This is a genomic window from Pseudanabaena sp. PCC 6802, assembly GCF_000332175.1.
Taxonomy (GTDB): domain Bacteria; phylum Cyanobacteriota; class Cyanobacteriia; order Pseudanabaenales; family Pseudanabaenaceae; genus PCC-6802.
On sequence record NZ_KB235914.1, the window covers coordinates 2,542,684 to 2,566,889 of the forward strand.

25 protein-coding genes are annotated in these 24,206 nt (G+C 45.9%); 12 read left to right on the forward strand and 13 right to left on the reverse strand.

The features are described from left to right. Positions 1 to 19 precede the first annotated feature (19 nt). The 9 genes from PSE6802_RS0117230 (at position 20) to PSE6802_RS0117275 (ending at position 9,110) form a co-directional block, all read left to right on the forward strand. The gene (locus PSE6802_RS0117230; RefSeq protein WP_019501287.1) at positions 20 to 2,005 is read left to right on the forward strand and encodes a heavy metal translocating P-type ATPase; all 1,986 of its coding nucleotides are present in this window, start codon (positions 20 to 22) and stop codon (positions 2,003 to 2,005) included. A 124-nt stretch (positions 2,006 to 2,129) separates the two neighbouring features. Continuing rightward, positions 2,130 to 2,393, forward strand: a complete 264-nt coding sequence (locus PSE6802_RS0117235) for a TFIIB-type zinc ribbon-containing protein (RefSeq protein WP_026103368.1) — start codon at positions 2,130 to 2,132, stop codon at positions 2,391 to 2,393. Positions 2,394 to 2,450: 57 nt separating this feature from the next. After that, positions 2,451 to 2,816 carry a TFIIB-type zinc ribbon-containing protein gene (locus PSE6802_RS32080; protein WP_225902681.1) on the forward strand — a complete coding sequence of 122 codons (366 nt, stop codon included), beginning with the start codon at positions 2,451 to 2,453 and terminating at the stop codon, positions 2,814 to 2,816. A gap of 97 nt (positions 2,817 to 2,913) precedes the next feature. Then, complete coding sequence (locus tag PSE6802_RS0117250; RefSeq protein ID WP_019501291.1) at positions 2,914 to 3,816, forward strand: cation diffusion facilitator family transporter; 903 nt, start codon at positions 2,914 to 2,916, stop codon at positions 3,814 to 3,816. 44 nt (positions 3,817 to 3,860) lie between these two features. Continuing rightward, entirely contained in the window at positions 3,861 to 4,556 is a 696-nt protein-coding gene (locus tag PSE6802_RS0117255; protein WP_019501292.1) for a cation diffusion facilitator family transporter, read from the forward strand. Between the two features lie 132 nt (positions 4,557 to 4,688). Continuing rightward, the gene (locus tag PSE6802_RS0117260) at positions 4,689 to 5,681 is read left to right on the forward strand and encodes a vitamin K epoxide reductase family protein (protein ID WP_019501293.1); all 993 of its coding nucleotides are present in this window, start codon (positions 4,689 to 4,691) and stop codon (positions 5,679 to 5,681) included. Between the two features lie 198 nt (positions 5,682 to 5,879). Next, positions 5,880 to 6,611 (forward strand): M23 family metallopeptidase, encoded by a 732-nt coding sequence (locus PSE6802_RS0117265; RefSeq protein WP_019501294.1) that lies wholly within the window; start codon positions 5,880 to 5,882, stop codon positions 6,609 to 6,611. Between the two features lie 23 nt (positions 6,612 to 6,634). Then, the gene (locus PSE6802_RS0117270) at positions 6,635 to 7,699 is read left to right on the forward strand and encodes a DMT family transporter (protein ID WP_019501295.1); all 1,065 of its coding nucleotides are present in this window, start codon (positions 6,635 to 6,637) and stop codon (positions 7,697 to 7,699) included. A 97-nt stretch (positions 7,700 to 7,796) separates the two neighbouring features. Beyond that, a complete protein-coding gene (locus tag PSE6802_RS0117275; protein ID WP_019501296.1) occupies positions 7,797 to 9,110 on the forward strand; it encodes an Nramp family divalent metal transporter in 1,314 nt (437 codons plus the stop codon). A gap of 17 nt (positions 9,111 to 9,127) precedes the next feature. On the opposite strand, the gene PSE6802_RS0117280 is transcribed toward PSE6802_RS0117275, so the two are convergent. Together PSE6802_RS0117280 and PSE6802_RS0117290 are read right to left on the reverse strand one after the other, a co-directional pair. Next, a complete protein-coding gene (locus tag PSE6802_RS0117280) occupies positions 9,128 to 9,829 on the reverse strand; it encodes a hypothetical protein (protein ID WP_019501297.1) in 702 nt (233 codons plus the stop codon). 142 nt (positions 9,830 to 9,971) lie between these two features. Beyond that, a complete protein-coding gene (locus PSE6802_RS0117290) occupies positions 9,972 to 10,886 on the reverse strand; it encodes a hypothetical protein (RefSeq protein ID WP_019501299.1) in 915 nt (304 codons plus the stop codon). A gap of 98 nt (positions 10,887 to 10,984) precedes the next feature. Between PSE6802_RS0117290 and PSE6802_RS29415 the strand changes: the two genes are divergently transcribed. The 3 genes from PSE6802_RS29415 (at position 10,985) to PSE6802_RS0117305 (ending at position 13,083) form a co-directional block, all read left to right on the forward strand. Then, positions 10,985 to 11,680 (forward strand): TetR/AcrR family transcriptional regulator, encoded by a 696-nt coding sequence (locus tag PSE6802_RS29415; protein ID WP_019501300.1) that lies wholly within the window; start codon positions 10,985 to 10,987, stop codon positions 11,678 to 11,680. Between the two features lie 141 nt (positions 11,681 to 11,821). Further along, positions 11,822 to 12,436: a class I SAM-dependent methyltransferase gene (locus tag PSE6802_RS0117300; protein ID WP_019501301.1), complete on the forward strand. Its 615-nt coding sequence runs from the start codon at positions 11,822 to 11,824 to the stop codon at positions 12,434 to 12,436. Positions 12,437 to 12,450: 14 nt separating this feature from the next. Beyond that, entirely contained in the window at positions 12,451 to 13,083 is a 633-nt protein-coding gene (locus PSE6802_RS0117305) for a class I SAM-dependent methyltransferase (protein WP_019501302.1), read from the forward strand. A 16-nt stretch (positions 13,084 to 13,099) separates the two neighbouring features. On the opposite strand, the gene PSE6802_RS0117310 is transcribed toward PSE6802_RS0117305, so the two are convergent. From PSE6802_RS0117310 to PSE6802_RS0117355, 11 genes are all read right to left on the reverse strand, one after another. Beyond that, entirely contained in the window at positions 13,100 to 14,317 is a 1,218-nt protein-coding gene (locus PSE6802_RS0117310) for an MFS transporter (protein ID WP_019501303.1), read from the reverse strand. Between the two features lie 92 nt (positions 14,318 to 14,409). After that, a complete protein-coding gene (locus PSE6802_RS33580) occupies positions 14,410 to 14,562 on the reverse strand; it encodes a hypothetical protein (RefSeq protein WP_156815572.1) in 153 nt (50 codons plus the stop codon). A 55-nt stretch (positions 14,563 to 14,617) separates the two neighbouring features. After that, positions 14,618 to 15,835 (reverse strand): FAD-dependent oxidoreductase, encoded by a 1,218-nt coding sequence (locus PSE6802_RS0117320; RefSeq protein WP_019501305.1) that lies wholly within the window; start codon positions 15,833 to 15,835, stop codon positions 14,618 to 14,620. 45 nt (positions 15,836 to 15,880) lie between these two features. Beyond that, positions 15,881 to 17,419: a phytoene desaturase family protein gene (locus PSE6802_RS0117325; protein ID WP_019501306.1), complete on the reverse strand. Its 1,539-nt coding sequence runs from the start codon at positions 17,417 to 17,419 to the stop codon at positions 15,881 to 15,883. Positions 17,420 to 17,550: 131 nt separating this feature from the next. Beyond that, entirely contained in the window at positions 17,551 to 17,892 is a 342-nt protein-coding gene (locus PSE6802_RS32085) for a four-helix bundle copper-binding protein (RefSeq protein WP_071592304.1), read from the reverse strand. 395 nt (positions 17,893 to 18,287) lie between these two features. Then, positions 18,288 to 18,926 (reverse strand): DUF3105 domain-containing protein, encoded by a 639-nt coding sequence (locus PSE6802_RS0117330; protein WP_156815573.1) that lies wholly within the window; start codon positions 18,924 to 18,926, stop codon positions 18,288 to 18,290. Positions 18,927 to 18,930: 4 nt separating this feature from the next. Next, complete coding sequence (locus tag PSE6802_RS0117335) at positions 18,931 to 19,362, reverse strand: heavy metal-responsive transcriptional regulator (protein WP_019501308.1); 432 nt, start codon at positions 19,360 to 19,362, stop codon at positions 18,931 to 18,933. A 63-nt stretch (positions 19,363 to 19,425) separates the two neighbouring features. Beyond that, positions 19,426 to 20,121, reverse strand: coding sequence for a DevA family ABC transporter ATP-binding protein (locus tag PSE6802_RS0117340; RefSeq protein WP_019501309.1), 696 nt, complete (start codon positions 20,119 to 20,121; stop codon positions 19,426 to 19,428). Positions 20,122 to 20,125: 4 nt separating this feature from the next. Continuing rightward, a complete protein-coding gene (gene devC, locus PSE6802_RS0117345) occupies positions 20,126 to 21,295 on the reverse strand; it encodes an ABC transporter permease DevC (RefSeq protein WP_019501310.1) in 1,170 nt (389 codons plus the stop codon). Beyond that, complete coding sequence (locus tag PSE6802_RS0117350) at positions 21,292 to 22,500, reverse strand: ABC exporter membrane fusion protein (protein ID WP_019501311.1); 1,209 nt, start codon at positions 22,498 to 22,500, stop codon at positions 21,292 to 21,294. Before PSE6802_RS0117350 ends, devC begins: the two co-directional genes overlap by 4 nt. Positions 22,501 to 22,891: 391 nt before the next feature. After that, the gene (locus PSE6802_RS0117355; RefSeq protein ID WP_019501312.1) at positions 22,892 to 24,076 is read right to left on the reverse strand and encodes an HhoA/HhoB/HtrA family serine endopeptidase; all 1,185 of its coding nucleotides are present in this window, start codon (positions 24,074 to 24,076) and stop codon (positions 22,892 to 22,894) included. Positions 24,077 to 24,206: the final 130 nt, after the last annotated feature.

Sequence of the window (24,206 nt, forward strand, 5' to 3'; positions counted from 1 at the left end):
CCCTCATATATTCAATAGTATGTCCAAACACTGTGGATGTTCCAGTCATGATGATGACAAGCAGGAGCATCAAGAAAGTCATAGCCACAAACACGATCGCGAAGACGGTCATGATCGCGATCACGATCACGATCACGGCGAAGGTGGATTCGATCTGAGGGCAGAGTTAGCTCCTGTAGTATTAGTGATTGGACTGTTCGGTGTGGGGACGGGGTTTGAGGAAGCCCTGCACAACACGCCCTTTTCGATCGCTGAGTATGCCATCTTTATCTTTGCCTACCTCTTGGCGGGTTGGAATGTGCTGACGATCGCAGGGCACAACATTCTTAAGGGTAGATGGTTTGACGAAAACTTTTTGATGACTGTTGCCACATTGGGCGCGATCGCCATTCACAAGTTGCCTGAAGCAGTTGGCGTGATGATGTTCTACAAAATTGGCGAACTGTTTCAAGAATATGCCGTGGGTAACTCGCGGCGATCGATTAAAGCGGTACTGGAAACTCGCCCCGACTATGCCAATCTCAAAGTTGATGGTCAGATTCTAAAAACATCACCTGAAAAAGTCAAAGTGGGAGAAGTTATTACTGTTACCGCAGGCGAAAAGATTCCCCTAGATGGAGAGATTATGGTAGGCACTTCCCAAATCGATACCTCTGCTCTGACGGGAGAATCTGTACCTCGCAACGTAAAAGTGGGCGAACCTGTGTTAGCAGGCACGATTAACAAAACAGGCGTACTCGATATTAAAGTCACAAAACTATTTGGTGAGTCATCGATCGCCAGGATTCTCGATCTGGTGGAAAATGCCAGCAGCAAAAAGGCAGAGACGGAGAAATTCATCACGAAATTCGCCAAGATTTATACACCGATTGTGGTGTTTGTCTCGCTGGCGATCGCGCTCGTTCCTCCTCTAGTGATTCCCAATGCCACTTCTGCGGAATGGGTGTATCGGGCGCTGGTTATTCTGGTGATTTCCTGTCCCTGCGGCTTGGTAATTAGCATTCCCTTGGGATATTTTGGTGGCATTGGTGGAGCGGCCAAACGGGGTATTTTGATTAAAGGTTCGACTTTTCTCGATACCCTTACTCACGTGAAGACAGTTGTGTTCGATAAAACAGGGACGCTGACAAAGGGAAATTTCAACGTCACGCAAGTCATGCCTAAAAATGGTTTTACCAAGGAAGAATTGCTATCTCTCGCTGCTCATATCGAAGCGCAGTCGAATCACCCCATCGCTCGCTCTATTCAAAAAGCATACACAGGGGAAGTCGATCTCTCAAAGGTAACGAACTACGAAGAAATTTCAGGGCATGGCATTCGCGCTACGATTAGCGATCGCTTAATTATTGCAGGGAACGATCGCCTTTTACATCGAGAACGCATACCACACGATACTTGCGAGCTTACTGGTACGGTCGTTCATGTTGCAGTAGATCGCAACTATGCAGGCTATATCACCATCGCTGACGAACTCAAAGAAGATGCGGGACGAGCAATTAGAGACCTGAGACTGCTAGGCGTAACGAAAGCGATTATGCTGACAGGAGACAATCAGAAAGTTGCCGAAAATATTGCGTGGCAGCTTACTTTAAGTTCCTACATGGCAGAACTCTTACCCGAAGGTAAAGTAGACGCAATCGAAAAAATTATGGCTGATGCTGCCAAAAATGAGAAAGTTGCCTTTGTCGGCGATGGCATCAACGATGCACCCGTACTGGCAAGGGCAGATGTTGGAATCGCTATGGGTGGTCTTGGCTCCGATGCGGCAATTGAGACTGCCGATGTCGTGATTATGAATGATTCTCCTACCAAAATTGGCGAAGCCATTCAAGTAGCGCGAAAGACCCGCAAAATTGTCTTACAGAATATTGGGCTGGCCATGTCTATTAAAGGCGTATTCATCATCTTGGGAGCGTTTGGTTTAGCGACGATGTGGGAAGCCGTGTTCGCTGATGTGGGGGTGGCTCTGGCTGCAATTGCAAATGCAACAAGGGTTCTGAGATAAGATGCAAGTGCAGTTTAAAACTACAAAAACTACACTGGGCGTTTATAAGAAAATAGATATCAAGACTCTAAAGAATCGCTCACTTGCTATTTATTAAAACTCATTTTTTAGTGGAGGTAAAAGTATGTTGTGTCCAGTTTGTAATGTTGACATGAGATTGGCAGACCGCGAAGGCATTGAGATCGATTACTGCCCCCAATGTCGTGGCATTTGGTTAGACCGGGGCGAATTGGAGAAGATTGTTGAGCGTTCAACAGCAGCGCCCTATGAAAGTGAAGGAGACAGAGACAGAAGTCGTCATGGTCAGGAATATCGCGGCGATAAGCTTGGAGACCGCGATCGCCGCGAGCGGAAGCGTGGTTTTCTGGAAGATCTATTTGATTTCTAGAGGTAAGGATACTTCAGTCTCTGATTTACAAAACTGTTCGCAAACAGGGGTATTCAAATGGCGACTAAAAATACGATGAGAATCTGCCCAATCTGTATTATTGAGCTGGTGCCAGCAGATCGCCAGGGCATTGAACTTGACTACTGTCCCCAATGTCGAGGTATTTGGCTAGATCGGGGCGAGCTGGAGAAACTCATTGACCAGTCAATAACACGCTATCGAGATGTCAGTTATGGAGAACGCAGTCGAAATCGAGATCGTTACCGAGATGATTATCGAGAGGATTATCGAGAGGAACACTCTGGTGGACATCATGACAGATATCGAGAGGAACACCACGACAGCGGGCATCGCGGCGGCAGACATTACAGTGGTGAGCATCGGCGCAGATCGTTTCTAGAAGACCTGCTTGATTTTGATTAGATAAACCTTGCTTTCTTGCAGCCAATTCACTGAATTTTCTGTTTCCACTACCTCATTTTCTGTCACCTGTCCACCACTCAATTTTTCCGTAGAAACAATGACTCACAATCATAGCCACGAATCCGTCAACTATAACCGAGCATTCATCATCAGCGTTTCCCTCAATACGCTTTTTGTGGTAGTTGAGGCAGTTTACGGGATTCTGGCGAACTCCCTAGCACTGTTGGCGGATGCCGGTCATAACCTGAGCGATGTTTTGGGATTGCTCCTCGCTTGGGGAGCCAGTCTGCTGTCTCAGCGACTTCCCTCCGCACGACGTACTTTTGGATTGCGGCGCTCTTCGATTTTGGCAGCACTGCTGAATGCTACTTTTCTACTACTTGTCTCTGGCGGCATCGGTTGGGAAGCGATGCAACGGTTTGTTGCACCTACACCCGTTGCAGGTGCAACAGTGATTAATGTGGCAGCGATCGGGATTGCGATTAATACTGGCAGCGCGTTGATGTTTTTATCGGGGCGCAAGCAGGATCTGAACCTACGAGGTGCTTTTCTACATTTGGTTGCTGATGCAGCCGTCTCGGTAGGTGTTGTACTGGCTGGGATTGTGATTGTGCTGACGGGCTGGCTTTGGCTTGACCCGGCTGTGAGTTTGGTTGTTACTGTAGCGATAGTCGCTGGCACCTGGCAACTGTTCCGGGAATCGCTGGATCTAATGATGGATGCAGTTCCAGCCGGGATTGAGCCACTAGCCATTCGCACCTATTTGGCTGAACTTCCGGGAGTAGTTGGCGTGCATGACCTGCATATTTGGGGGATGAGTACAACCGAAACAGCTCTTATGGCTCATTTGATTATTCCCAATGAACAGACTGGCGATGCATTTTTATCCCGGGCTTCTCAAGGGTTGCATAACCATTTTGGGATCGAACACACAACGCTGCAAATTGAAACGGGCGATCCTGCTTATCCCTGCCCACAAGCGCCAGATGACCGAGTATAACTAACTATCCTCAAATCTCATTTCAGTAGTAAAACTTTCCTTTGATGATAAACCCCAATTATACGTTGCTCGTTCATACCGATTTCCTCGAAGCGACTCCACACGATCTCCCGAAAGTGCGGCTACTTTGGATCGTTCTGGGACTGCGGAGTTTCCTGTTTCTGGTAGAACTGGTAGTTGGACTTCAGAGCCACAGTATGTCTTTACTGGCAGGATCGGGACACCTGTTCCTGGATCTAGTGACGATGGGATTAACGCTGTTAGTCGTCTGGCTACTTCAGCGTCAATCGAACGGTTGGTCAGCGATCGACTACTGGAAAGTGACTGCCTGGATAGGATTGCTTAATGGTGCTAGCCTGAGCGCGATCGCCTTTTTGATTGCTTGGGAATCTGTGAAACACCTACAAGTCCCTGAACCGATACTAGGCTTACCGATGCTGCTTGTAGCAGGGATAAGTCTGGTCATTAACGGTTTGAGTATTCAACTCCTATACGAAGATAGCCACAATGACTTGAATATTCGGGGAGTGCTATTACACGGGGTCGCTGATGCTACCGTTTCAGTTAGTGTGATTCTGGCTGCCTGTGCGGTTTATCTCTGCAACTGGCTCTGGGCAGATGCAGTGGGAAGTCTAGTGGTTTCTGTTCTCATCAGCTTAAGTGCCATTTCCCTAATGCAAAATGGCTGGCAGCTTTTGAAAAATGTATCAATTCAGCAACAGGAGGATACACATGATTAATTCACTGCCAAATGTCTTGACTTACACCAATGCTACAAATGTTTTAAGTAAATACCCAAATAATTTAATCCTATGAACAAAAACAATCAGCCTCCCTCCTCAGAAGAAATAAGTTCATCCACTGCTGAGAAGATGAAAGAATTTCGCAATCGGCAGCGATCGCAACCCTGGTTACATCGCTACTCTCGCCCGATTATTGCTGGTATCGCCACTTTGGGCGTAGCGATTACAGCTTATCTCACTTTTGTCAGCTTCTCGCAAACATCGGCAGCTTGCCCAACAAATAGCTGCGATCTAGTACTTTCTAGTCCCTATGCCAAAGTATTTGGCTTACCGCTCTCGCTATTTGGTTGTTTGGGCTATGGCAGTATGGTTGTCTTTGCAGTTGCACCTTTACTGGTGAATTCTCCCGAACAAAAGCAACTTCGCACGAAACTAGAGAATTGGACAAAACTACTTCTCTTTATGGGTGGTACTGCCATGATGGTCTTTAGCGGCTATTTGATGTATCTCCTATTTGCCGTGATTCAGTCTGTCTGTATCTACTGCATCGCTTCTGCGTTACTCTCTACCAGTCTATTTATCTTTTCTGTGATTGGGCAAAAATGGGAGGATATTGGACAGCTATTCTTTACTGGAGCTATTATTGCTGTACTCACAATTTTAGGGACGTTGGCTATTTATGGAAGTGCTAATAAGTCAATCGCTAGCGAGACTCTACCCATCGATCCCACCACAGGGAAACCAGTTATTCAATCACCGACAACAAGACCAAAACAGGGAGTAGGTTGGGAAATCACTACGACTTCAGGCAATGCTGAAATTGCTTTAGCACAGCACCTCAAGCAAATTGGAGTAAAAATGTACGTTTTCTATACCTGCCCTCACTGTTATAAGCAAAAGCAGTTATTTGGCAAGGAAGCTGTAAAAGAGTTAAATATAATTGAATGTCATCCTGACGGTATCAATTCCCAACGACAATTGTGCGAAGCGGCAAAAATTGAGAGTGTTCCTACTTGGGAAATTAAAGGAAAGTTCTATCAAGGTGAGCGATCGCTCCAAGAACTTGCTGATTTATCTGGCTATCAAGGCGATCGCAACTTCCGCTATTTGTTACCTCATTAAACCTGAAGTCGTCAGCGAATGTACTCTGGTAGAATCGTTATTGTTGATTTTTGAGCGAACTTAACTTTGTCCCGAAAACTAAGAGAAATTGCGCTAAGGGGGAACAGAATCTCCTCCAAGCCATTATTACTTCCACAGACTGCATTAAAGCTGCGTAAGGCACTAGCACTTCTGGGCTTTTCGCTTTCAGTCGGAACAATGTATCTACTCTTAAATCTTCAAAACACTAGAGAGGTTCCAGTTGCACCTGTAGCAAAATCTTCTCGCACTCTTGCAGAAGTTTTATCTCAGAACCGAGAGAAAAAATACAAACTAGCACAGAAAGCGATCGCTTCTGATAACCTAGAATCCCTAAATATCAAGAAATCACCTTTAGTGGACGATAGAAAACCTGTGAAGTTAGCAGCAAAGAATAATTCGATTGATAAAGATAGTGCTAATCCTACTCAAAAAATAACTTCTGCTCAGTTGTTCAAATTACCATTTCAGATCTCTGACTTGTCAAATTTCACTGCAACTGCCTACTTAACTCTGTTACCCAATGCCAGTTTTACCAATAAATTTATATTTCCCTCGGAAGGCGTAATTACGTCAAACTTTGGCTGGCGTTGGGGCAGAGCGCATCAAGGTGTAGATATTGCGGCTGAGAAAGGTACACCGATCTGGGCAGCCAGCACGGGCATCGTGCAATATGCAGGTTGGAATAGTGGTGGCTATGGAAATATGGTAGATGTTCGTCATCCTGACGGTACAATTACTCGCTATTCTCATCTCAATAATATCTATGTTGAAGAAGGACAAACCGTAAGCCAAGCGCAGCCACTTGGCACAATGGGAGATACGGGTTATACAACGGGTACTAACCTGCATTTTGAGATTCGTCTCGATGGCTTTAGTGCTGTCGATCCGCTGTCTCTGCTTAGTGAGTAATTTAGATAGTAAGAATAGAAACGATGAATCGTAATCAATTGCAATCTGGTGTATTTTTTGCGATCGCTGCCGCATTCTTATTTGGTGCGAGTACGCCGTTGGCAAAAGCCTTATTGGGTGAAACTGCACCCCAAATGCTAGCAGGGTTACTGTATCTAGGTTCTGGGCTGGGATTAGCTCTCGTTCAATTAATTAGTCAGAGATTCCAGGCTCAACAACCTGCTGAAGCTAGCTTAAAGAAGGGAGACTGGTTATGGTTAGGCGGTGCTATTCTCGCTGGTGGTGTGCTTGCTCCCGTCTTGATGATGCTGGGACTGATCGCTACGCCTGCGGCGATCGCGTCGCTTTTACTCAACCTGGAAGGCGTGCTTACAGCACTGATTGCATGGTTTGTATTTCAAGAGCATTTCGATCGCCGTATTGCGATCGGCATGGGTGCAATTACCGCAGGTAGCGCTGTACTATCCTGGCAGGGTCGCCTCGACTTTGATGGTAACTGGGGATTTTTATTAATTATCGCGGCATGTCTGGGGTGGGCAATTGATAATAACCTGACTCGTAAAGTCTCCTCTGCCGATCCTCTCGCGATCGCTACCCTGAAAGGAGGTATAGCAGGAACAGTGAACGTAGCGATCGCCCTAGCTATGGGCGATCGTCTACCCAGTCCTTTAGCCGTAGGCTCGAGCTGTGTTGTGGGGTTCTTTGGCTATGGTATCAGTCTCGTATTGTTTATCTTAGCCCTGAGACACATTGGCACTTCTAGAACAGGAGCCTATTTTGCAGTTGCACCTTTTGTGGGAGCGGCGATCGCTGTTCTCTTTCTCAAAGAAGCCGTCACAACCAACTTAATCCTGGCGACGGGATTGATGGGAATCGGAGTATGGCTACACCTGACCGAGCAACACGACCACAAGCATATCCATGAAGCGATCGTACACGAGCACAGTCATACTCATGACGAGCACCATCAACACGAACATCTTCGCAGGGTTTCTATGCAAAAAGCACACAGCCATCTCCACAAACACCAACCGATCCGACACAAACATCAGCATTATCCCGATATTCACCACCGACATATTCATTAGTAACTATATTTGTCAAGTATTTATACTGATAGCTACGCGATCGCCAGCAATGGTATGCTCGGGCGAATAATGAAACGATTATGAAAAGCAGCTTATCATGACTATTCTAGATCGCAAACCCAGTTTATCTGAAGTCCATCGCACGATTGCAATCCCAAATCAGGGATTTTGGCGTAAGTTGCTCGCTTATGCAGGGCCTGGTTATCTGGTTTCTGTGGGATATATGGATCCAGGTAATTGGGCAACCGATTTAGCTGGCGGGGCGAAGTTTGGCTATGCGTTGCTGAGTGTGATTTTGCTATCGAACCTGATGGCAGTGTTGCTGCAAGCACTATGCGTGCGTCTGGGTGTGGCGACGGGAAGAGATTTAGCGCAGGTGTGCCGCGATCGATTCAGTCCTAAAATTAACTTCTGTTTGTGGGTATTGTGCGAAATTGCCATTGCTGCCTGCGATCTGGCAGAACTATTGGGCAGTGCGATCGCTATTCAGTTACTATTTGGTCTACCACTAATTTGGGGCGTGTGTATTACAGCTTTGGATGTGATTGTCTTACTCATGCTCCAACAAAAAGGCTTTCGCTATGTGGAAGCTTTGGTAATTATGCTGGTTGCCACCGTGGGTATTTGTTTTGCGGCGGAGATTCTATTCTCAAAACCAGATACAGGCGGTATCTTATTCGGATATGCGCCAAAGTTAGCGATTTTGCAGAATCCTGAGATGCTCTACATTGCAATTGGCATTTTGGGTGCAACCGTAATGCCGCACAATCTCTACCTGCATTCCGCGATCGTGCAGACCCGTGCGTGGGAAGCAACACCAAAGAAGAAATGGGAAGCAATTAAATTTGGCACGATTGATTCTACAGTAGCTCTATCCTTTGCGCTGTTTATTAACTCAGCAATTTTGATCGTATCTGCCGCTACGTTCCACTTTTCAGGCTATCAGGACGTAGCAGAAATTCAAGAAGCTTACAAACTCCTTTCTCCACTTTTGGGCGTGAGTGCTGCTAGTGCCATTTTTGGGTTAGCCCTGCTTGCTTCTGGACAGAGTTCCACGCTAACTGCAACCCTAGCAGGTCAAGTAGTGATGGAAGGATTTCTCAATCTGCGACTACCCCCTTGGTTGCGTCGTCTAGCCACTCGATTTCTCGCCATTATTCCTGCTTTAATTGCGATCGTCTACTTTGGCGAACACAGTACAAGTAATCTAATCGTTCTCAGTCAAGTGATCTTGAGCTTGCAACTCCCTTTTGCTGTGATCCCCTTGGTCATATTTACCAGCGATCGCCGCTTGATGGGAGAGTTTGTCAATCCTAAATGGTTGAAATGGATGGCCTGGGCGATCGCGTTCGTTATTACCTCGCTCAATCTCTGGCTACTTTGGCAAACATTTCTGAATTGGCTGCACTAGAGGAATGTTATGAGATGTTAAATTCCGATGGCTAATGCAGCACGACGTTGCCTAACTAGGTCGGGAACATAATGATTCTTATCTGCCTGAGAGTTAAAACCAAGACGGTTATAGACCATGCCTCCTATGCCAGGTATAACAACACCTTCGGGGGTACGTTCATCGTCTTCTGCCAGGTAAATGTAGCGAAATTTTTTATATATGCTCTCAGGAAAACCTTTTTGTAAGCGTTTCTCTGCCCCCTTAAAAATAGCAGGTGCAACTACAAAGATTGTTTGTGGGGTAATTCGCTCAATTGTGTCGAGCAAGTTAGTTCTGACTACGCAAGCTCCAGAAATAATTGACTTCACAATAATTAAACTATTAACTTGCGTTGTAGTTGGTTCTAAGTAACGCTTCAAGATTGGCGCAACCTGCAAGTCTGAAATACCAAACGGGGCGAAACGCTGATTCCAGAAGCAAGCTAATGTAACTTTGGCTAGACTTGTCTCTAACTTACTTAACATGCCTTTTGCCAGGAAATCGGCATCTTCGGCAGTGCAAGCGAGATATGCACCTTCAGTGCGATCCTTAATTTCTGTCAAGACCAGATCGCCCAATGATTCGCCGAGTTCATACATACACTTGCGGTAAAGCTCAACGTTGCTTTGTGGATCGACAAGTGTTGCCAGCAGTTGCTTTTCCTTATCTCTAGCAAATTGTGAGAATGTTCTAGACATAGGGAGGATCGCTTGAAGGAAAAAAAGTATGGAAGCTAACGCTAAGCTATATCGCTTTTTTATTATGGTTTGTAGCTTTTTAGCATTATTTAGTTTTGTAAATCAAGTATTTGTCACAGAATTTTACGATTTTGCAAACTAGCTAGAGCAGAATTTCTAAGTCCTCAAACCTCGAAGGAGAAAACTGTTTAATTCTATCCTGAAAGTGTTGAAATGCTTCAGAATCACAACTATGTGGAAATGTTCCATCTGTGAACCATCCAACGGCTATGTATTCCCAGTGGAAAAAGCCTCTAGAAATTGAGAAGTAAAATCCTGGAATTTGCTCTAAGACTTTAACCACTTCGGGATCGAGCGAGATTACATCATCACTCAAGAAAGAGCGGATAAAAGACGGTTGACATTTCTGCGCAGATTTAAGGATGTCCAGCACAGTGATTCTAGTTTTATCACTAGCAACCCAGGCTCCCAGCAAAACCTTTGCTACACATTCAATTTTGTCTCTGGTTGGTTGCTCAAATGCAGTCAAATATGCGATTGCTTGCCTAAAAGCATCATGGGCTTGCAAAAGCTCGTCAACAGTTGGTAGGTATGGGAAAAATGCAACATGACTATAATTTTTTAAATCTGAGGGCATTGAGTCTGCCAGGCGAATCTGTAAATCTTCTGAAGAAACAACCAGAAATAACTCTGAATTTCTACACTTGACTTCTGTATTGAGATATTTCTGTTGTCGGAAGTCATACGCAATTCTGACTTTGCTGGTATTAGTACCCCATGACACTGTAGGACTATTTTTTAGCTGGAAATGTTGTAGTGATGTGTCTGCACCAAGATCGACGATCAGGTCATCGACGAAAGCTGTTACTTGGCTAGCAAGGTAAATCTCTTCGCCTGACTCGATTACACGAGGAGCAATCAGGACGATTTGGCAGATGGCAAAAAAGTTTTCGTATGTGTTGCCCTTTTGATTAGCAACGCCTCCTCGATTCTTTCTGTATAAGTAATCAAGAATTTCTTGGTTGAATAGGTTGGTGAGTTGGCTGTCAGAGTACATTATCTCGGTAAGCTACCTAGTAAAGCTATTCTCAAGCATATCCTAATCAACAATGATATTATGGCGTACTATATAGTAAATGAATCATTTACTTACTAATGAGTCGTCAACCTGCGATCGCCCGTCTTGATAGTCTCATTGAGGCTGCTACGGTGGTTTTCATCGAAAAGGGATACCGCCGCACCCAGATTGCCGATGTAGCTCATGCCATGCAGCGATCGCCTGGTGCCATCTACCGCTATGTCGAAAGTAAAGAAGCTCTATTCGATTTGGTTATCCGCGCTGTCACTCAACCAGAGTGGGAACCGACCGATCTGACATTGCCAATTCCAACACCCGAATCAGATGCCACCTTAGCATTTTTGCGAGATCTCTTAGCTCGCGAAGGGCGAATTCATAGCTTGGAAAGAGCGATCGCCAAAAAGACAGTCAAGCACCCGCGCACCGAACTTGAGCGCATCATCCGCGAACTCTATGCCAAAACGGCTCGCTACCGTGTGGGCATGAAATTAGTCGAGCGATCGGCGTTGGACTATCCAGAGCTAGCTGTCCTGTGGTTTGGTGAGATGCGTATTAGGGTATTGCAGCAACTCACTACATACCTGCAATTACGGATAGAAGAGGGGTTGCTGCATCCAGTTCCAGACTACTCAGCTACCGCACGTCTGATTGTCGAAACCGTTGTTTTCTTTTCCGTTCATCGCCATCAAGATCCATTTCCTACACCGATGAGCGATCGCATTGCTGAAGAAACCGTCGTTGATAACCTGGTCAACGCTTATGTCAAAAGATAGCTCCTATGAATACTTCAAGCACTTTAAGCCACCGTTACGATCTCGATTGGTTGCGAGAAAGAGAGAGGATCGCGGCTTTTCATCCCTGAAGTCTAATCACTACAGTTTATACTCCATGAAATAAAATTAACAAGAGGTTGTATGGGCATCTATTCACAATTAATTTTGCCTCGATTGATGGATTGGTCTATGTCTAATCCAGTGTTCGCAGAGTATCGAAAAGAAGTCCTCGCCAACGTGCAAGGTGAAGTACTTGAAATCGGCTTTGGTCCGGGCCTAAACCTGGCCTACTATCCCTATCATGTTGAAAAGATTACGACTATTGATGCGAATTCAGGAATGCAAGCTATTGCTGAGCCACGCATTCGAGATTCATCCATCCAAGTTGAGTATCGCGTTCTCAATAGCGAATCCTTGCCAATGCCTGACAATACGTTTGATAGCGTCGTCAGCACTTGGACGCTGTGCAGCATTGCCAAAGTCAATCGCGCAATCGCAGAAATCCATCGCGTTCTCAAGCCAGGCGGTAAATTCTTTTTCATCGAACATGGACTCAGTAGCGATCGCAACGTGCAGATATGGCAGAACCGCCTTACCCCCTTGCAAAAAGTGATTGCGGATGGTTGTCATCTTAACCGCAATATTCAACAACTGGTGGCAAATCATTTCAGCGATGTTGCAGTCGAGCAATTTTACGTGGAACGCTTACCAAAGGTGGGAGGCTATATGTATAAAGGGATAGCAACTAAGATATAAAGACACCTCAGAATATGACAACTGAATCTAAGGTTAAAGCACAATACGATCGCGTTGCAGAGATTTACGATCGCCGCTGGCGTTCCTATCTCACAGATACGCTAACTTTCCTGAAGGACTACATGAATCTTTCAGGGAACGAGACTATCCTGGATATTGCCTGTGGTACGGGCGAACTAGAAAGATTGCTAATTGCTGCCCATCCTCGCTTAAAGATCGTAGGCGTTGATATTTCCGAAAAGATGCTGGAAATCGCGCAGTCAAAATTTACTGGCGATCGCAATATCGAATTTGTGCAAGCAAGCGCGATCGCGCTACCGTTTCCAGATCGCAGTTTTGACATCATCGTAACGGCAAATGCATTTCATTATTTCGAGCATCCCGCCGCTGCCTTGCAAGAAATGTGCCGTGTTCTCAAACCTGACGGGAAAGTTATTGTCATGGATTGGTGTCGAGACTATTGGTGTTGTCAGATTCTCGATATCATCCTTAAACTGATTGACCCTGCTCACAAGAATTGTTACACCCAACAGGAGCTACATGACTACTTAGTCGAAGCTGGTTTTGATGTCACTGCCGAACAAAGAGTAAGACTGCAATTCCTTTGGGGAATGATGGCGGCTACAGGTAATGTTCTCACTCCTTGACCTCGATCGCACCACGTTACGCTAGATTTTCCTGATGTTTCTTCATCGAACCCAGCAGTAAGCTAGTTACAACCAGTAAAACACCAGCAAAAACATAAGGGGAGCTTACTTGCCATGCAAATAGAACCCCCCCTAACATCGATCCCCCAACTTGTCCGAAGCTATTGGCGGCATTTTGAATTCCTAACACTGTTCCCGTGTGTTGACCGCCCCGCTCTGAAATCAAAGCAGCTAAGTTTGGGGCGATCAATGCCATACCGAATGCCAATATAGCGACTACTCCCAGCACAATGGGAAGCGATCTCGCCATGAGCAGCAGGGATATCCCGCTTCCCATGAGTGCAAATCCCAAAGCAACCTGGGAGATCGCACTTACATGTCGAAACAAATAGCCCACAGCAATGGTTTGAAAGAGTGTCATTACTGAGCCACAAACCATGAATACAATGCTTATTTGGATGGGGCCGAATCCCAATTTTTCTTGACCATATAACGCAAAAACGACTTCAAAGAGCGTAAGTCCAAACTGTGCGATCGTTGTTAATCCCAATAGCAGTAATAGTGGTTTACCAAGCTTTTTCCAATTCAGGGCTGGCTGATGAGCGAGTACAGTTTCTGATTTCGATGATAACGATTCCGGCAACCAACGGAGAGCAGCTAGCAGCGTTAAGAACATCAAAACCGCAGCTAGAAAAAATGGAGGAGCATAGTTTTCAATTTTGATATCGAAAAGACCAAAGGTGAAATGTAAGTCTTCACGAGTTGTCAAGCCACCGAAAGCTGGACCTGCAATTACTCCAAGACTTACTGCTGTACCGAGCCAAGCCATTCCTTTGGCGCGATCGCGCTCAGAAGTTAAATCGGCAACATAAGCTGTTGCAGCAGGCAGCATCGCAGAGGATAGAAACCCACCGACTGCCCGAACAACGTACAGCATTGTTAGGGAAGAGGCAAACCCAAATAGGAGTTGGGCAATGGCGGAACCAGCAATTCCGAGCAAGATTAAGGGTCGTCTGCCGATTCGATCTGACCATTGTCCCCAAAATGGTGCTGCAATCAACTGAACGAAGGCATAAATGCTAGTTAATAAGGTAATGTGAATCGCGATCGTTTCACGCGCAATACCTGCTGCATGTAGATGTTTGGCGTAGAAAGGAAGTACAGGCAGACTTACTCCGAAGCCAATCATGACGACAAATAAACAAACAAACAGTAAGAATAGCCTTTTACTCATAACAGGTGAAGGGACTAATGATGCCTACCATACCGATTGCGCTCACTCCAACGTTTATAGCGACTATTTCTGTATACATTTTGCAGATTAGATCAATGGCAACCGCCGCCGCCGCTATGTTTGTTATGCCCCCCATGTCCGCTCTGACCATGTCCACCGTTATGTCTGTTGTGTCCCTGTCCTCGCCGTTGAAACCAGAATAAGGCGATCGCGATCAATGCAAGTCCTAATAGCAATCCAAACATAATATTCTCTCCTAATCTTTCCTGTAAAATGGAAAAAATTGAATAGATCCAAGGCTTAACCGATCAATTCAGCGACTCGAAGAGCAGAGGAGATAGCTCCTTCATGCAAGCCATCACCAAGGTAGGCTCCCGCATGGTAGGTGTTATTCTCGCCGTTAGTCGCAACCACTTCATCTCGGTATCGAAAAGATTCAGTGGTATACAACGGAGTGTGGTGCTCCTGAATATGAATGATGCGATCTTTGGCAATAAGCTCCTCCAATTGGAACGACAGGAAATGATGCTGTGGCGATGAGGAGATGCCGCAAAGCTGATTCAAGCAACCGTTATATCCCCAACGGGTGTTTGTCTGGAAAAAATCAAATTCTGAGGGGTGTCGAATGCCTTGTTCGAAATACATGGAAGTATCCCTATGAACTGTAGTAGTTGCATAATTGGCTTTCCAAGCTGAGAAGCGTTTAATTTCAGCATCGGTTGGGTCAGCTAACAGCGCCATTACCTGGTCGGGTGGCGTGGCAAACACGACTTTATCAAACTCCTGCATTGCGCCGTTCAAGTGCTTAATTTTCACGACATCTGGGCTTCTGGAAATACTGGCAATCTCCATATTTAGGAAGACTTCACCTTTAAAGCATTCCAGAATTTTTTCAATGTAAGTATATACACCGCCTTCAACCCTGAGCCAGTTGACTGCAAGGTAGTCCCGTAACATCGGAATTGCCAATTCTGCTGGAAAATCGTCGATCAGTTCAAACGGTATCGAGTAGCTATACATCGTCAGCAACTTGAGCCAGAGGCTACTAGTACTATCGTCTTTCAGATAGTGCGATAGTGGCTGGTCGTAAAAATACTTCATATTAGCAAATCGGGTTTTCAGCCATAATCCAGCGGAACGGACATGGACGGTATCAAATCGAAGATATTCGATCAGACGTTGGATGCCTGCGAAGTTTTTCTCGATCGCGACCTCCGATAAAAAATGATCGCCATTTCTGGGAAACAATGCTGAACCGATATCAACGGGTACTAATTCCACTCCCAGCTCTTGCATGAGAGCAACGAAGTTATGAAATACAGTGGGAAATTCGAGTACACCACTTTCCAAAATTTCATTGCACTCAGATTGGTTTGGCTTCACGTTTTTGTTCAGAGTCCGAATATGTCCCCCTAGCATGGGTTGCCGTTCCAACACGATGACATGATGCCCTTGTTTATCGAGCAGGTAAGCTGTGGCCATACCACTGGCTCCGCCCCCAATAATCGCAATTCTCATAGCTGACTCCTAAGTTGATGAATTGAATATTGCATGACTTTCTGTTTAGCCGTTGCCTAAAAACACATCGCCAGATAAGCGCTGATACAGCAGTGCTCCTGTCCAAATGGTCGGAGCAAAGCCTGGATAGCCAGATGAGGCATTGCAGAAATAAAACTGGTTGAGCGAGGTTTCGTGATTTAGTCGCCCTAAACCCATGTTGTGCGGGGTCAGACTGGAGCCGTAGGAATTTCCATTCGGACTCCAGCAAAACCGCTCATTAGTGGTAGGGCTGCCTGTGATATGGAAGACCATGTGCTTCCTAAAATTTGGTACGTAGTGTTTTTCCACGACATTCAGGATGGAATCTAAGATTTCTTGCTTTTTCTGGTTGTAGGCTTTGCGATCGCTCTCCCGTAATTGCTTGAAATAGTCGTAATTGGCAACAGTGAGAAATTCCACAATTTGACAGTCCTCTGGGCAATCCCCCCTCGCTTCTGTCAATAAAGTAGGCGTAGTGATCGCAAAACTAGGATTAGAAAAGTCATGGCGATCGTACATCTGCGCGAAGGATTCATTTAGATCGTCATGTCCGCTATGGGCGAGATTCCACTTGCCAAATCCATATTCTCTGAGGTCGAGATCTTTGACGACGCAGTAAGCCATGTAGTTAGATGCCGAATATTCATAGTTGAGTTTTCGGCGTACAGTTTTAGAGAACTTTTCTTCTCCAATCATTTTGGCGGCTCTTTGGGGATCAATATTACAAATCACCGTATTACCCGTAAATTCAGAGGTCTGATGGGTGGTGAGATCGATCGCCTCCACTCCTGTAACCGTTCTATCTGTGACCCTAAATTTTGTGACTTCATGGTTAAGCAGCAACTGTCCCCCGTGTGATTCAATCACCTTCACCAACGCATTAATAACGCTCTCAAAATGCTGAGTCGGGTAAAAAGCACCTGCCTGATAGCCTCGAAATAAGGCGACCCAAGCATAAAATGAGAGTTGATTTGGAGGCAGTAAAAAATCAAGCCATTGCAGAGCCAATAGAGTTTGAGCGGCTTGAGGTAGTTGAAACTTGTCAAATACATTTTGAAGGGTGCTGTTGAGATACTGGACAGCGCACAATGCTTCACTTGGATGTTTGAGTATTTCAGTTGGCTTGATTGGAGGAGCAATTATTTTCAAGCCTACGCCCGTCTTTTCGACTTCGTTGACGAATTGGCGGATGCGATCGCTATGTGCGGGAAACAGCGCAGACAATCGCTGAATCAGTTCTTCTGGTTCCGAGGGAATGTCCAAGGCATGACCTGGCATTCGCATATGGTCAAAGCCGTTGGCGTCATACCGCTCAAAGGTCACTTCCCGATCCAAGCCCAGTTTTTTGAGTACCCGATTGACGGTTTGCCCTTCACCGCAATCCCAGACATAGTGAAATTGAGCGTTAAATGTATACTTTTTAGCCATCGTAAACGTATGCCCAAAACCACCAGGATGCTCATGGGCTTCGAGGATTTGCACTGTCTTGCCGGAGTTTGCCATCAGAGCACCAAAGACCAAGGCTGATAAGCCACTGCCGACGATGAGGAAATCTGGCTTCATAAAATGAGTCCCTAGACGTTTGAATAAAATTATTGCGTGGCGATGAGGGCGTGATATACGCCCCCACTTGTGTAAGGCAGCTATCCAATCTGCCTATGCCAAAGTCTTCAGGAAGCAGTCATGCCAGACTACTAAGCTGCTTGTGCTACTTGGTGTAAACTTTTTGCACAAAGACGACAAGCTTCAGCACATCGCTTACAGCGATCGTCGTGAGATGCGTGCTTATCGCATTCTTGAGCGCAGAGTTCGCAGGCTTTGGCACAGGCAACACAAACTTCTTTACAGAGGCTCGATCCCCGCAGCATGAAGCGGGCACACAATGTGCACAAATCAGCACAGTCCTGACAGAGGCGGATGCATTCAGCCATCATTGACGTATGCTCTCCACCCAGGCAAGTGCTGGCGCAGATTTCACATTCTCGCAAGCAATCCAAACAATCTCGAATGCAAGTATCCAGTGTTGCAGTTGTCATAGTAAAACTCCAAATTTGTGTCAATTGATTGTGTAGGTCTTAGCTACATTCACACTCTAGACAAACGTTTGTATTAAGCATGAATGCCAAAACGGTGTTCATGAGTGGATTGCAATCATCTTCATATGAGATTGGCGCTCAATAAAATCTCCATCTCATAGATGCATTTGAGATGCTATGAAAAGTAAAAGCGCTAAATTTAGCTGAGATATGGAAAATTTATTCCAATGTTTATAAGGATAGCGAAACAAGATGAAACCAGGATGAAATTTTCTGCTGTTTTCTCACTTTTACATAGAAGCGATCGCACTACTCGTTCCCAACTTTTCAATCATTTGACTCAATTTGGCACACTGTTACTTCTACGGCAGAGTTTTTGAATTATTTCAATTAGACTAAATCGGACACAGACCATTCTGACATTCAGGGCTGCGGGCAATGTGCGCGTCATAAAATGTCTTTATTAGCACGGGGTCATAACTTTGAAGTTTTTGCAGGTATCCCCAAGCAGTCAGAGCGATCGCTGAATCAAGATTTGGTCGTGGCGTGACAATAATACGAGGATTAACGGTTCTCAATTCACGAGCCTGTGCCTTAACCTTCTCTAAATCTTCACTTTTAATCAGTTGAGGATTGTAGCTAATAATAATGCCGCCATGTTCCAGATTATGTACTAACTGCTCATCGACAGGTGGTTCTTTAATGTAGATGCCCCAACTTGCAGGGGTTGCATAGTGCGATCCAGAAGTGGGAGGATTGGAATTGTAGGTAACTCGCTGTCCTTCTAGTATATGTTGCTGCCCTAAGTTAGGGAAAATTGTACCAGGGAGGGTTACCCCAGCTTTTAACGGTGGAAGGGAGTTCCCTTGTGTTGTTACCTCGAATCGCTCAAATGTCTTTGGCTTATAGTTGTTAATCGCCAGTATGACCACGATCGCCACCATGCTAAATGGAAAGACTATCCATATATGTTCTCGTACTTTTGCTAGAAAGGGGGAAGGACGTTTGCGTAATACTTTGCTTGTTTTATCCATGTTGTTAAAAATCATTTTTCTGTAAAATCGGACAGACTTCACCTGTCTCTAGTCGCTGGGTGGGAGTCCAATCTTCAAGCAGGTTAACGATCTCATTCCTCAAAGTCATCAGTTCTGCAATGCGGCGATCGATTTCGAGGATTTGATGCTTTAACCGCTGCTCAATTTCATCGCAGGGAGTTAAGCCGCGATCGTAAACTTGCAAAATCTCAGCAATCTCTTGCAAGCTCAACCCCAACTTTTGTAATCGTTTAATAAAGGCAAGACGCTTGATAATATCAGGTAAAAACAAGCGGAATTGCCCCTCAGTTCGCCCTGATGACTTAAGTAAGCCGAGTTCTTCGTAGTAACGAATCGTTTTGATCGGAATGCCGCTCTTCGTCGCAACTTGACCAATCTGTAACAGTGTTTGCTCTTGGCAGAATGCAGTCACCATAGCTTTAGATCTCAAAAATTTATCAGCTTTTAATTTATATACACTCTCTAGTCGACTGGAGAGTCAAGTAGCGATCGCAGCGGGTGTGAGACGACCATCTTCCATACGAATAATGCGATCGGCGATGTCTAAAATGCGGTTGTCATGTGTCACTACCAGAATGGGACAGCCCTGTTCCTGTGATAGATGCTGCATCAGTTCCACTACATCTCGTCCTGACTTACTATCTAATGCAGCCGTTGGTTCGTCAGCCAGAAGCAGTTTGGGATGGCTGACCAGGGCACGAGCGATCGCTACCTTTTGTTTCTGACCACCAGAGAGGTTGTCTGGGAAGTAGTTCGCCCGATGTTCCAATCCAACTTCCTTGAGTATGGCATCTGCTCTTGCCCGAAACTCCTCAACTGGAATGTCTTCATGAAGTTCGAGTGCGGTCTGCACGTTTTCCCATGCAGTCAGAAATTCCAGCAGATTATGCGCTTGAAAAATGTAGCCAATATCCCGACGGATGTTAACGAGTTGCTCTTTACTAGCTCCATCTAGCTCATAACCAAAAACTTTGAGACTACCTTCTTGTAAAGCTCGCAATCCACCAATTAAGGTTAGCAAAGTAGTTTTACCTGAGCCAGAAGGGCCCATCATGATTACAATCTCCCCGGCATAAATTTCCAGGTTAATGTCAAATAAAACCTGCTTCTTCAGATCGCCTTGACCGAAGTAGTGATTGAGATTCCGAATACTAATAACAGGTTCTTGAGTCATATTGCTAAAAGATATCAGCGGGATCGGCAGCTTGGAGTTTGCGTACAGCGATCGCGCCTGAAATAAAGCACATCAGAATCGTGAGGGCTAAAACCGATATTCCTCGTTCGATATCCATTGTCATCGGCAGGCTTGTCGCGGTTTGAGTGAGATTATATAAACCCAGGGTGACGGCAAATCCAGGAACATAGCCCAGTACCGCCAGGATTAAGGCTTCTTGAAACACCATATGCAGCAGATAGCGATCGCGGTAACCCATTGCTTTTAGCGTGGCATATTCAGCTAGATGATCGGAGACATTTGTATAGAGTACCTGATAGACAATCACGCTACCAACGATGAAGCCCATGATGGTTCCCATGGTGAATACAAAGCCAATAGCAGTGTTCTTTTTCCAATAGTTTTTCTCAAAATCCACAAATTCAGCATGGGTCAAGACTTGGATATCATTGGGCAAATTTGTTTTCAATGCCTGCATGACTTTTTCAACCTTTGCACTGGGTTTTAGTTTGATTAAGCCAACGTTGATTTCTCCAGGTGCGCGGGTTTTGAATATCCGCAAGAAGTTAATATCGCTGGTGATTAGCAGTGCATCGGAACCAAAGGAGGAGCCAACTGTAAATAAACCCATAATCTTGATGCGTCGATTATTCACTTCTGGTGTAATGACCTTGCCCTGCGCCACAGCTTCGATAAAGGGTTGAAATTCTGGACGAGAAATGCGATCGAGAATCGCCATGTCATCCAGTTTGATGTGTCCCAGGTATTGGTTGATTTCTGGAATATGCAGCGTGATTTTTGTGGGATCGATGCCGATCGCTAAGATGGCGCGATCGCGCTGGCTTTCGGCACTTTTCCAGGTACCCAGACCGACATACATCGCATTAATAGACTCAACACCATCAATACTGAGAGCCTGATAAAGCCGCCGTCGAGAAAAGTTGTTCATATTGATCAAGGCGCGGGAACGGGGATTAATCAGTACCAGATCGGCATTAAGACTCTGGTGTACGCGGGTCGCACTTACATACAGCGCTCCCTGGAACCCCATTTGCATAAACATGAGAATCACTGCAAAGGCAATCCCTGCTAGCGCAACCAGGAGCCTGGCTCGTTCTCGGCTCAGTTGTAACCAGGCAAGAAACAGCTTGCGACTCCTGTTTTTGGGACTCACGGCTTTACGGCTCCTAGTGCAATCTCCACCGTTACCTGCAAGTTTGACAAGCCTGCAACTTGCTTGCTAGAGCTTGAATTCAATTGGATTTTGACTTCTACCACACGGACATCGGTAGCTGCGGCTGGGTCAGTATTGAGAATGTCTTTCTTACCAACTTCCCAGCCGATTTGAGCAACTGTACCGCGCAATTTCCCGCCAAACGCAGGACTAGTTATTGTGGCGCTTTGCCCCACCTGCACTTTGCCAATGTCAGTTTCATATACTTCTGCTACTACATCGATCTGATCGGTTTGGCCAATTTCAAATACGCCCTTGCCGCGATCGGAGATCGCTTCACCAGGGCGGATATGAACTTTTAAGACGCGACCAGCTTTAGGTGCCCGCACATACGCCAGATCCAGATCTGCTTTTGTCTTTTCAACTGTCGCGATCGCTCGATCCACATCTGCTTCAGCCACTTGCACATCGGTTGGACGCACTTCGGCAATCCGATTGAGATTAGCTTTGGCTTCATTCAGTTGAGCCTGCACCGATCCGCGAATTCGCTTTAACGTTGCCCTGCCTTCTTGCAGTTTTGCCTGGGCGCTTTCAAAGGTGAGTCGCTTACTGTCGAGAATGGATGCGGAAATAACCCCTTCTTGAGAGAGTTTTTGGTAACGTTCGTACTCGGTTTCGGCATTACGAAGCTCTGCTGCTAGTCTCTCCACGGTTGCAACTTGAGCCGTTACATTTCCCTGCAATTCCGCTTCCATGCGCTGAATTGTTGCCGTCTGAGCATCGATCTCTCCAGCTTTCGCGCCAGCTTTCACCTGTGCCAATCGGGCTTGCGTTACGCTCAACTGTCCTTGAGCCTCTTTAAGGATTGCTAGAGCGCGATCGCGGCTATCTAAAATGGCAAGCATCTGTCCAGCTCGGACTGCGTCCCCTTCTTTCACCAGTACTTGCAAAATTCGCGTTCCCTCCAGTGAACTTGTCGAGGACAGGTGTACCGCTTCTCCTCGTGGCTCTAAACGACCTAAAGCAGTGACGATGCCAGCGTTGGCAGTAGTTGTTTCCGCCGTTAGGATAGGACTAGGGGATAGGGGACGGTAGCGAGAAATGGTGTAGACTGCGACAGCAAGCGTGACAAGTCCTGTGGCGATCGCGATCGCTATCCATCGTTTTGAAGATTTGGCTTGTCGAGTTTTTGAAGGTATGTCCATAGATTAAAAACCGCTCCAAGCTAGTTTTATTGTTCCTCTCGATGTAGCAATGCTAAGGTGAGAAATGTTCTAAGGCTGTATGAATAAGTCCTGGTGAATGACAGACCAGTAAACAAGCAAAAAACATTAGAAGCATTCCCAAGATTGCGTTAACCCGCTGTCGAATACTTTTTTCTTTCTCAACCTCTGAGCTATTAGAATTAGCGATAACTGGATTGTGCATGGGTCTTTCTCCTTTATTCTCACTTGCGATACCCGAAATTTAATAAATTGTCCCAGTTGTCAAAGAGATTAAGGGCGGTAGCATCATTACAGGGGTGATGGTGCCGTGAATCCGACGGAAATGAACTTGACGACTTGTCGCGATCGAAATCTCCATGCTATGCCTCAATTAACGAGTTGGTTGCAGGTCACCAATACGAATAGATAGGGAAACGATCTGACTACCCCGCCGTAGTTTCACCTGCAAAACCTGATTCACCTGACCGCTTTCCACAATGCGTTGCAACTGCTCCGCTGTAGTAATGGACTGTCCGTTAATGTCAACGATGACATCTCCCGGGCGAACGCCTGCTGCGCCTGCTGGGGTATTGGGAGGGGCTTGCAGTACCACCACCCCGTCGATCTCTGGCAGTTGTATAGGGGCATTGGGGGCACTGTTGTTCTCTCTTGCTATATGTGGCGTTAGGGTGATCATGTGAATGCCGAGATAGGGATGAGCCACTTGTTTCCCATCGGCAAGCGCAGTCGCAGCAGCTTTAGCGATATCGATCGGAATGGCAAATCCAATGCCTTGGGCTTCGGCTCGGATAGCGGTGTTAATGCCAATCACTTCTCCAGATTTATTCAGTAAGGGACCGCCAGAGTTGCCGGGATTAATTGCTGCATCCGTTTGAATCAAGTCTAGGCGCTTGTCGGGCATACCTATCTGGGAACTGGAACGGCTGAGATTGCTAATAATTCCCAATGTTACCGTGTTGTTAAGACCTAATGGATTGCCAACCGCGATCGCCCAATCCCCTACCCGCACCTTGCTAGAGTCACCTAATGGGGCAACAGGTAATGCCTGACCCGTAGGGTTAATCTTTACCACTGCCAGATCCATTAGCAGGTCTGCACCTCTCACCTCTCCCCGAAATTGTCGCCCATCGGTAAGGGTTACAGTCACCTTGTCTGCTCCTCGCACAACATGAGCATTGGTCAGAATTAAGCCACTTCGATCTGTAATAAACCCAGAGCCAATCCCCCGCTGCAATTTTTGTTGAGGAACCAGATCGGCATCCGTCAATCCAAGAAACTGGCGGAGAATTGGGTCGTTTAAAGCGGGGTCAGGAGCAAGGCGAATCGTTTGTTCTGTGTCAATCCGGACGACAGCCGTTCCAACTTTTTTAACCGCAGTGGCAACAAACTCGCCCTCTAAACTAAGCATAGGAGGCTGGAATGTTCGATTGGTGAAGTTTTGACTGGGGCTCAAAGTCTTTAAAGTTATAACAGCAACTCCAGCACCAATTAAACCTGCCAAACTATAGCCAACTATTTGAACTAAAGGAAACATTTTGCGTTTTTCAGAAGCCATTGTTTAACCTCATCCAGTAGAGTAGATTAGCGTAAGGGTAGGCTCAAACTGATACCTGGCGGTTTTAGAAGGGATGATGACTAAGATTCTTTGAAACATTTAACTTCCTCCCATGCGCAGTGATTGATTA

Coding starts and splice junctions, on each gene's coding strand:
- PSE6802_RS0117230 (WP_019501287.1), top strand. CDS start 20: ATGTCCAAACACTGTGGATGTTCCAGTCATGATGATGACAAGCAGGAG.
- PSE6802_RS0117235 (WP_026103368.1), top strand. CDS start 2,130: ATGTTGTGTCCAGTTTGTAATGTTGACATGAGATTGGCAGACCGCGAA.
- PSE6802_RS32080 (WP_225902681.1), top strand. CDS start 2,451: ATGGCGACTAAAAATACGATGAGAATCTGCCCAATCTGTATTATTGAG.
- PSE6802_RS0117250 (WP_019501291.1), top strand. CDS start 2,914: ATGACTCACAATCATAGCCACGAATCCGTCAACTATAACCGAGCATTC.
- PSE6802_RS0117255 (WP_019501292.1), top strand. CDS start 3,861: ATGATAAACCCCAATTATACGTTGCTCGTTCATACCGATTTCCTCGAA.
- PSE6802_RS0117260 (WP_019501293.1), top strand. CDS start 4,689: ATGAAAGAATTTCGCAATCGGCAGCGATCGCAACCCTGGTTACATCGC.
- PSE6802_RS0117265 (WP_019501294.1), top strand. CDS start 5,880: ATGTATCTACTCTTAAATCTTCAAAACACTAGAGAGGTTCCAGTTGCA.
- PSE6802_RS0117270 (WP_019501295.1), top strand. CDS start 6,635: ATGAATCGTAATCAATTGCAATCTGGTGTATTTTTTGCGATCGCTGCC.
- PSE6802_RS0117275 (WP_019501296.1), top strand. CDS start 7,797: ATGACTATTCTAGATCGCAAACCCAGTTTATCTGAAGTCCATCGCACG.
- PSE6802_RS0117280 (WP_019501297.1), bottom strand. CDS start 9,829: ATGTCTAGAACATTCTCACAATTTGCTAGAGATAAGGAAAAGCAACTG.
- PSE6802_RS0117290 (WP_019501299.1), bottom strand. CDS start 10,886: ATGTACTCTGACAGCCAACTCACCAACCTATTCAACCAAGAAATTCTT.
- PSE6802_RS29415 (WP_019501300.1), top strand. CDS start 10,985: ATGAGTCGTCAACCTGCGATCGCCCGTCTTGATAGTCTCATTGAGGCT.
- PSE6802_RS0117300 (WP_019501301.1), top strand. CDS start 11,822: ATGGGCATCTATTCACAATTAATTTTGCCTCGATTGATGGATTGGTCT.
- PSE6802_RS0117305 (WP_019501302.1), top strand. CDS start 12,451: ATGACAACTGAATCTAAGGTTAAAGCACAATACGATCGCGTTGCAGAG.
- PSE6802_RS0117310 (WP_019501303.1), bottom strand. CDS start 14,317: ATGAGTAAAAGGCTATTCTTACTGTTTGTTTGTTTATTTGTCGTCATG.
- PSE6802_RS33580 (WP_156815572.1), bottom strand. CDS start 14,562: ATGTTTGGATTGCTATTAGGACTTGCATTGATCGCGATCGCCTTATTC.
- PSE6802_RS0117320 (WP_019501305.1), bottom strand. CDS start 15,835: ATGAGAATTGCGATTATTGGGGGCGGAGCCAGTGGTATGGCCACAGCT.
- PSE6802_RS0117325 (WP_019501306.1), bottom strand. CDS start 17,419: ATGAAGCCAGATTTCCTCATCGTCGGCAGTGGCTTATCAGCCTTGGTC.
- PSE6802_RS32085 (WP_071592304.1), bottom strand. CDS start 17,892: ATGACAACTGCAACACTGGATACTTGCATTCGAGATTGTTTGGATTGC.
- PSE6802_RS0117330 (WP_156815573.1), bottom strand. CDS start 18,926: ATGGATAAAACAAGCAAAGTATTACGCAAACGTCCTTCCCCCTTTCTA.
- PSE6802_RS0117335 (WP_019501308.1), bottom strand. CDS start 19,362: ATGGTGACTGCATTCTGCCAAGAGCAAACACTGTTACAGATTGGTCAA.
- PSE6802_RS0117340 (WP_019501309.1), bottom strand. CDS start 20,121: ATGACTCAAGAACCTGTTATTAGTATTCGGAATCTCAATCACTACTTC.
- PSE6802_RS0117350 (WP_019501311.1), bottom strand. CDS start 22,500: ATGGACATACCTTCAAAAACTCGACAAGCCAAATCTTCAAAACGATGG.
- PSE6802_RS0117355 (WP_019501312.1), bottom strand. CDS start 24,076: ATGGCTTCTGAAAAACGCAAAATGTTTCCTTTAGTTCAAATAGTTGGC.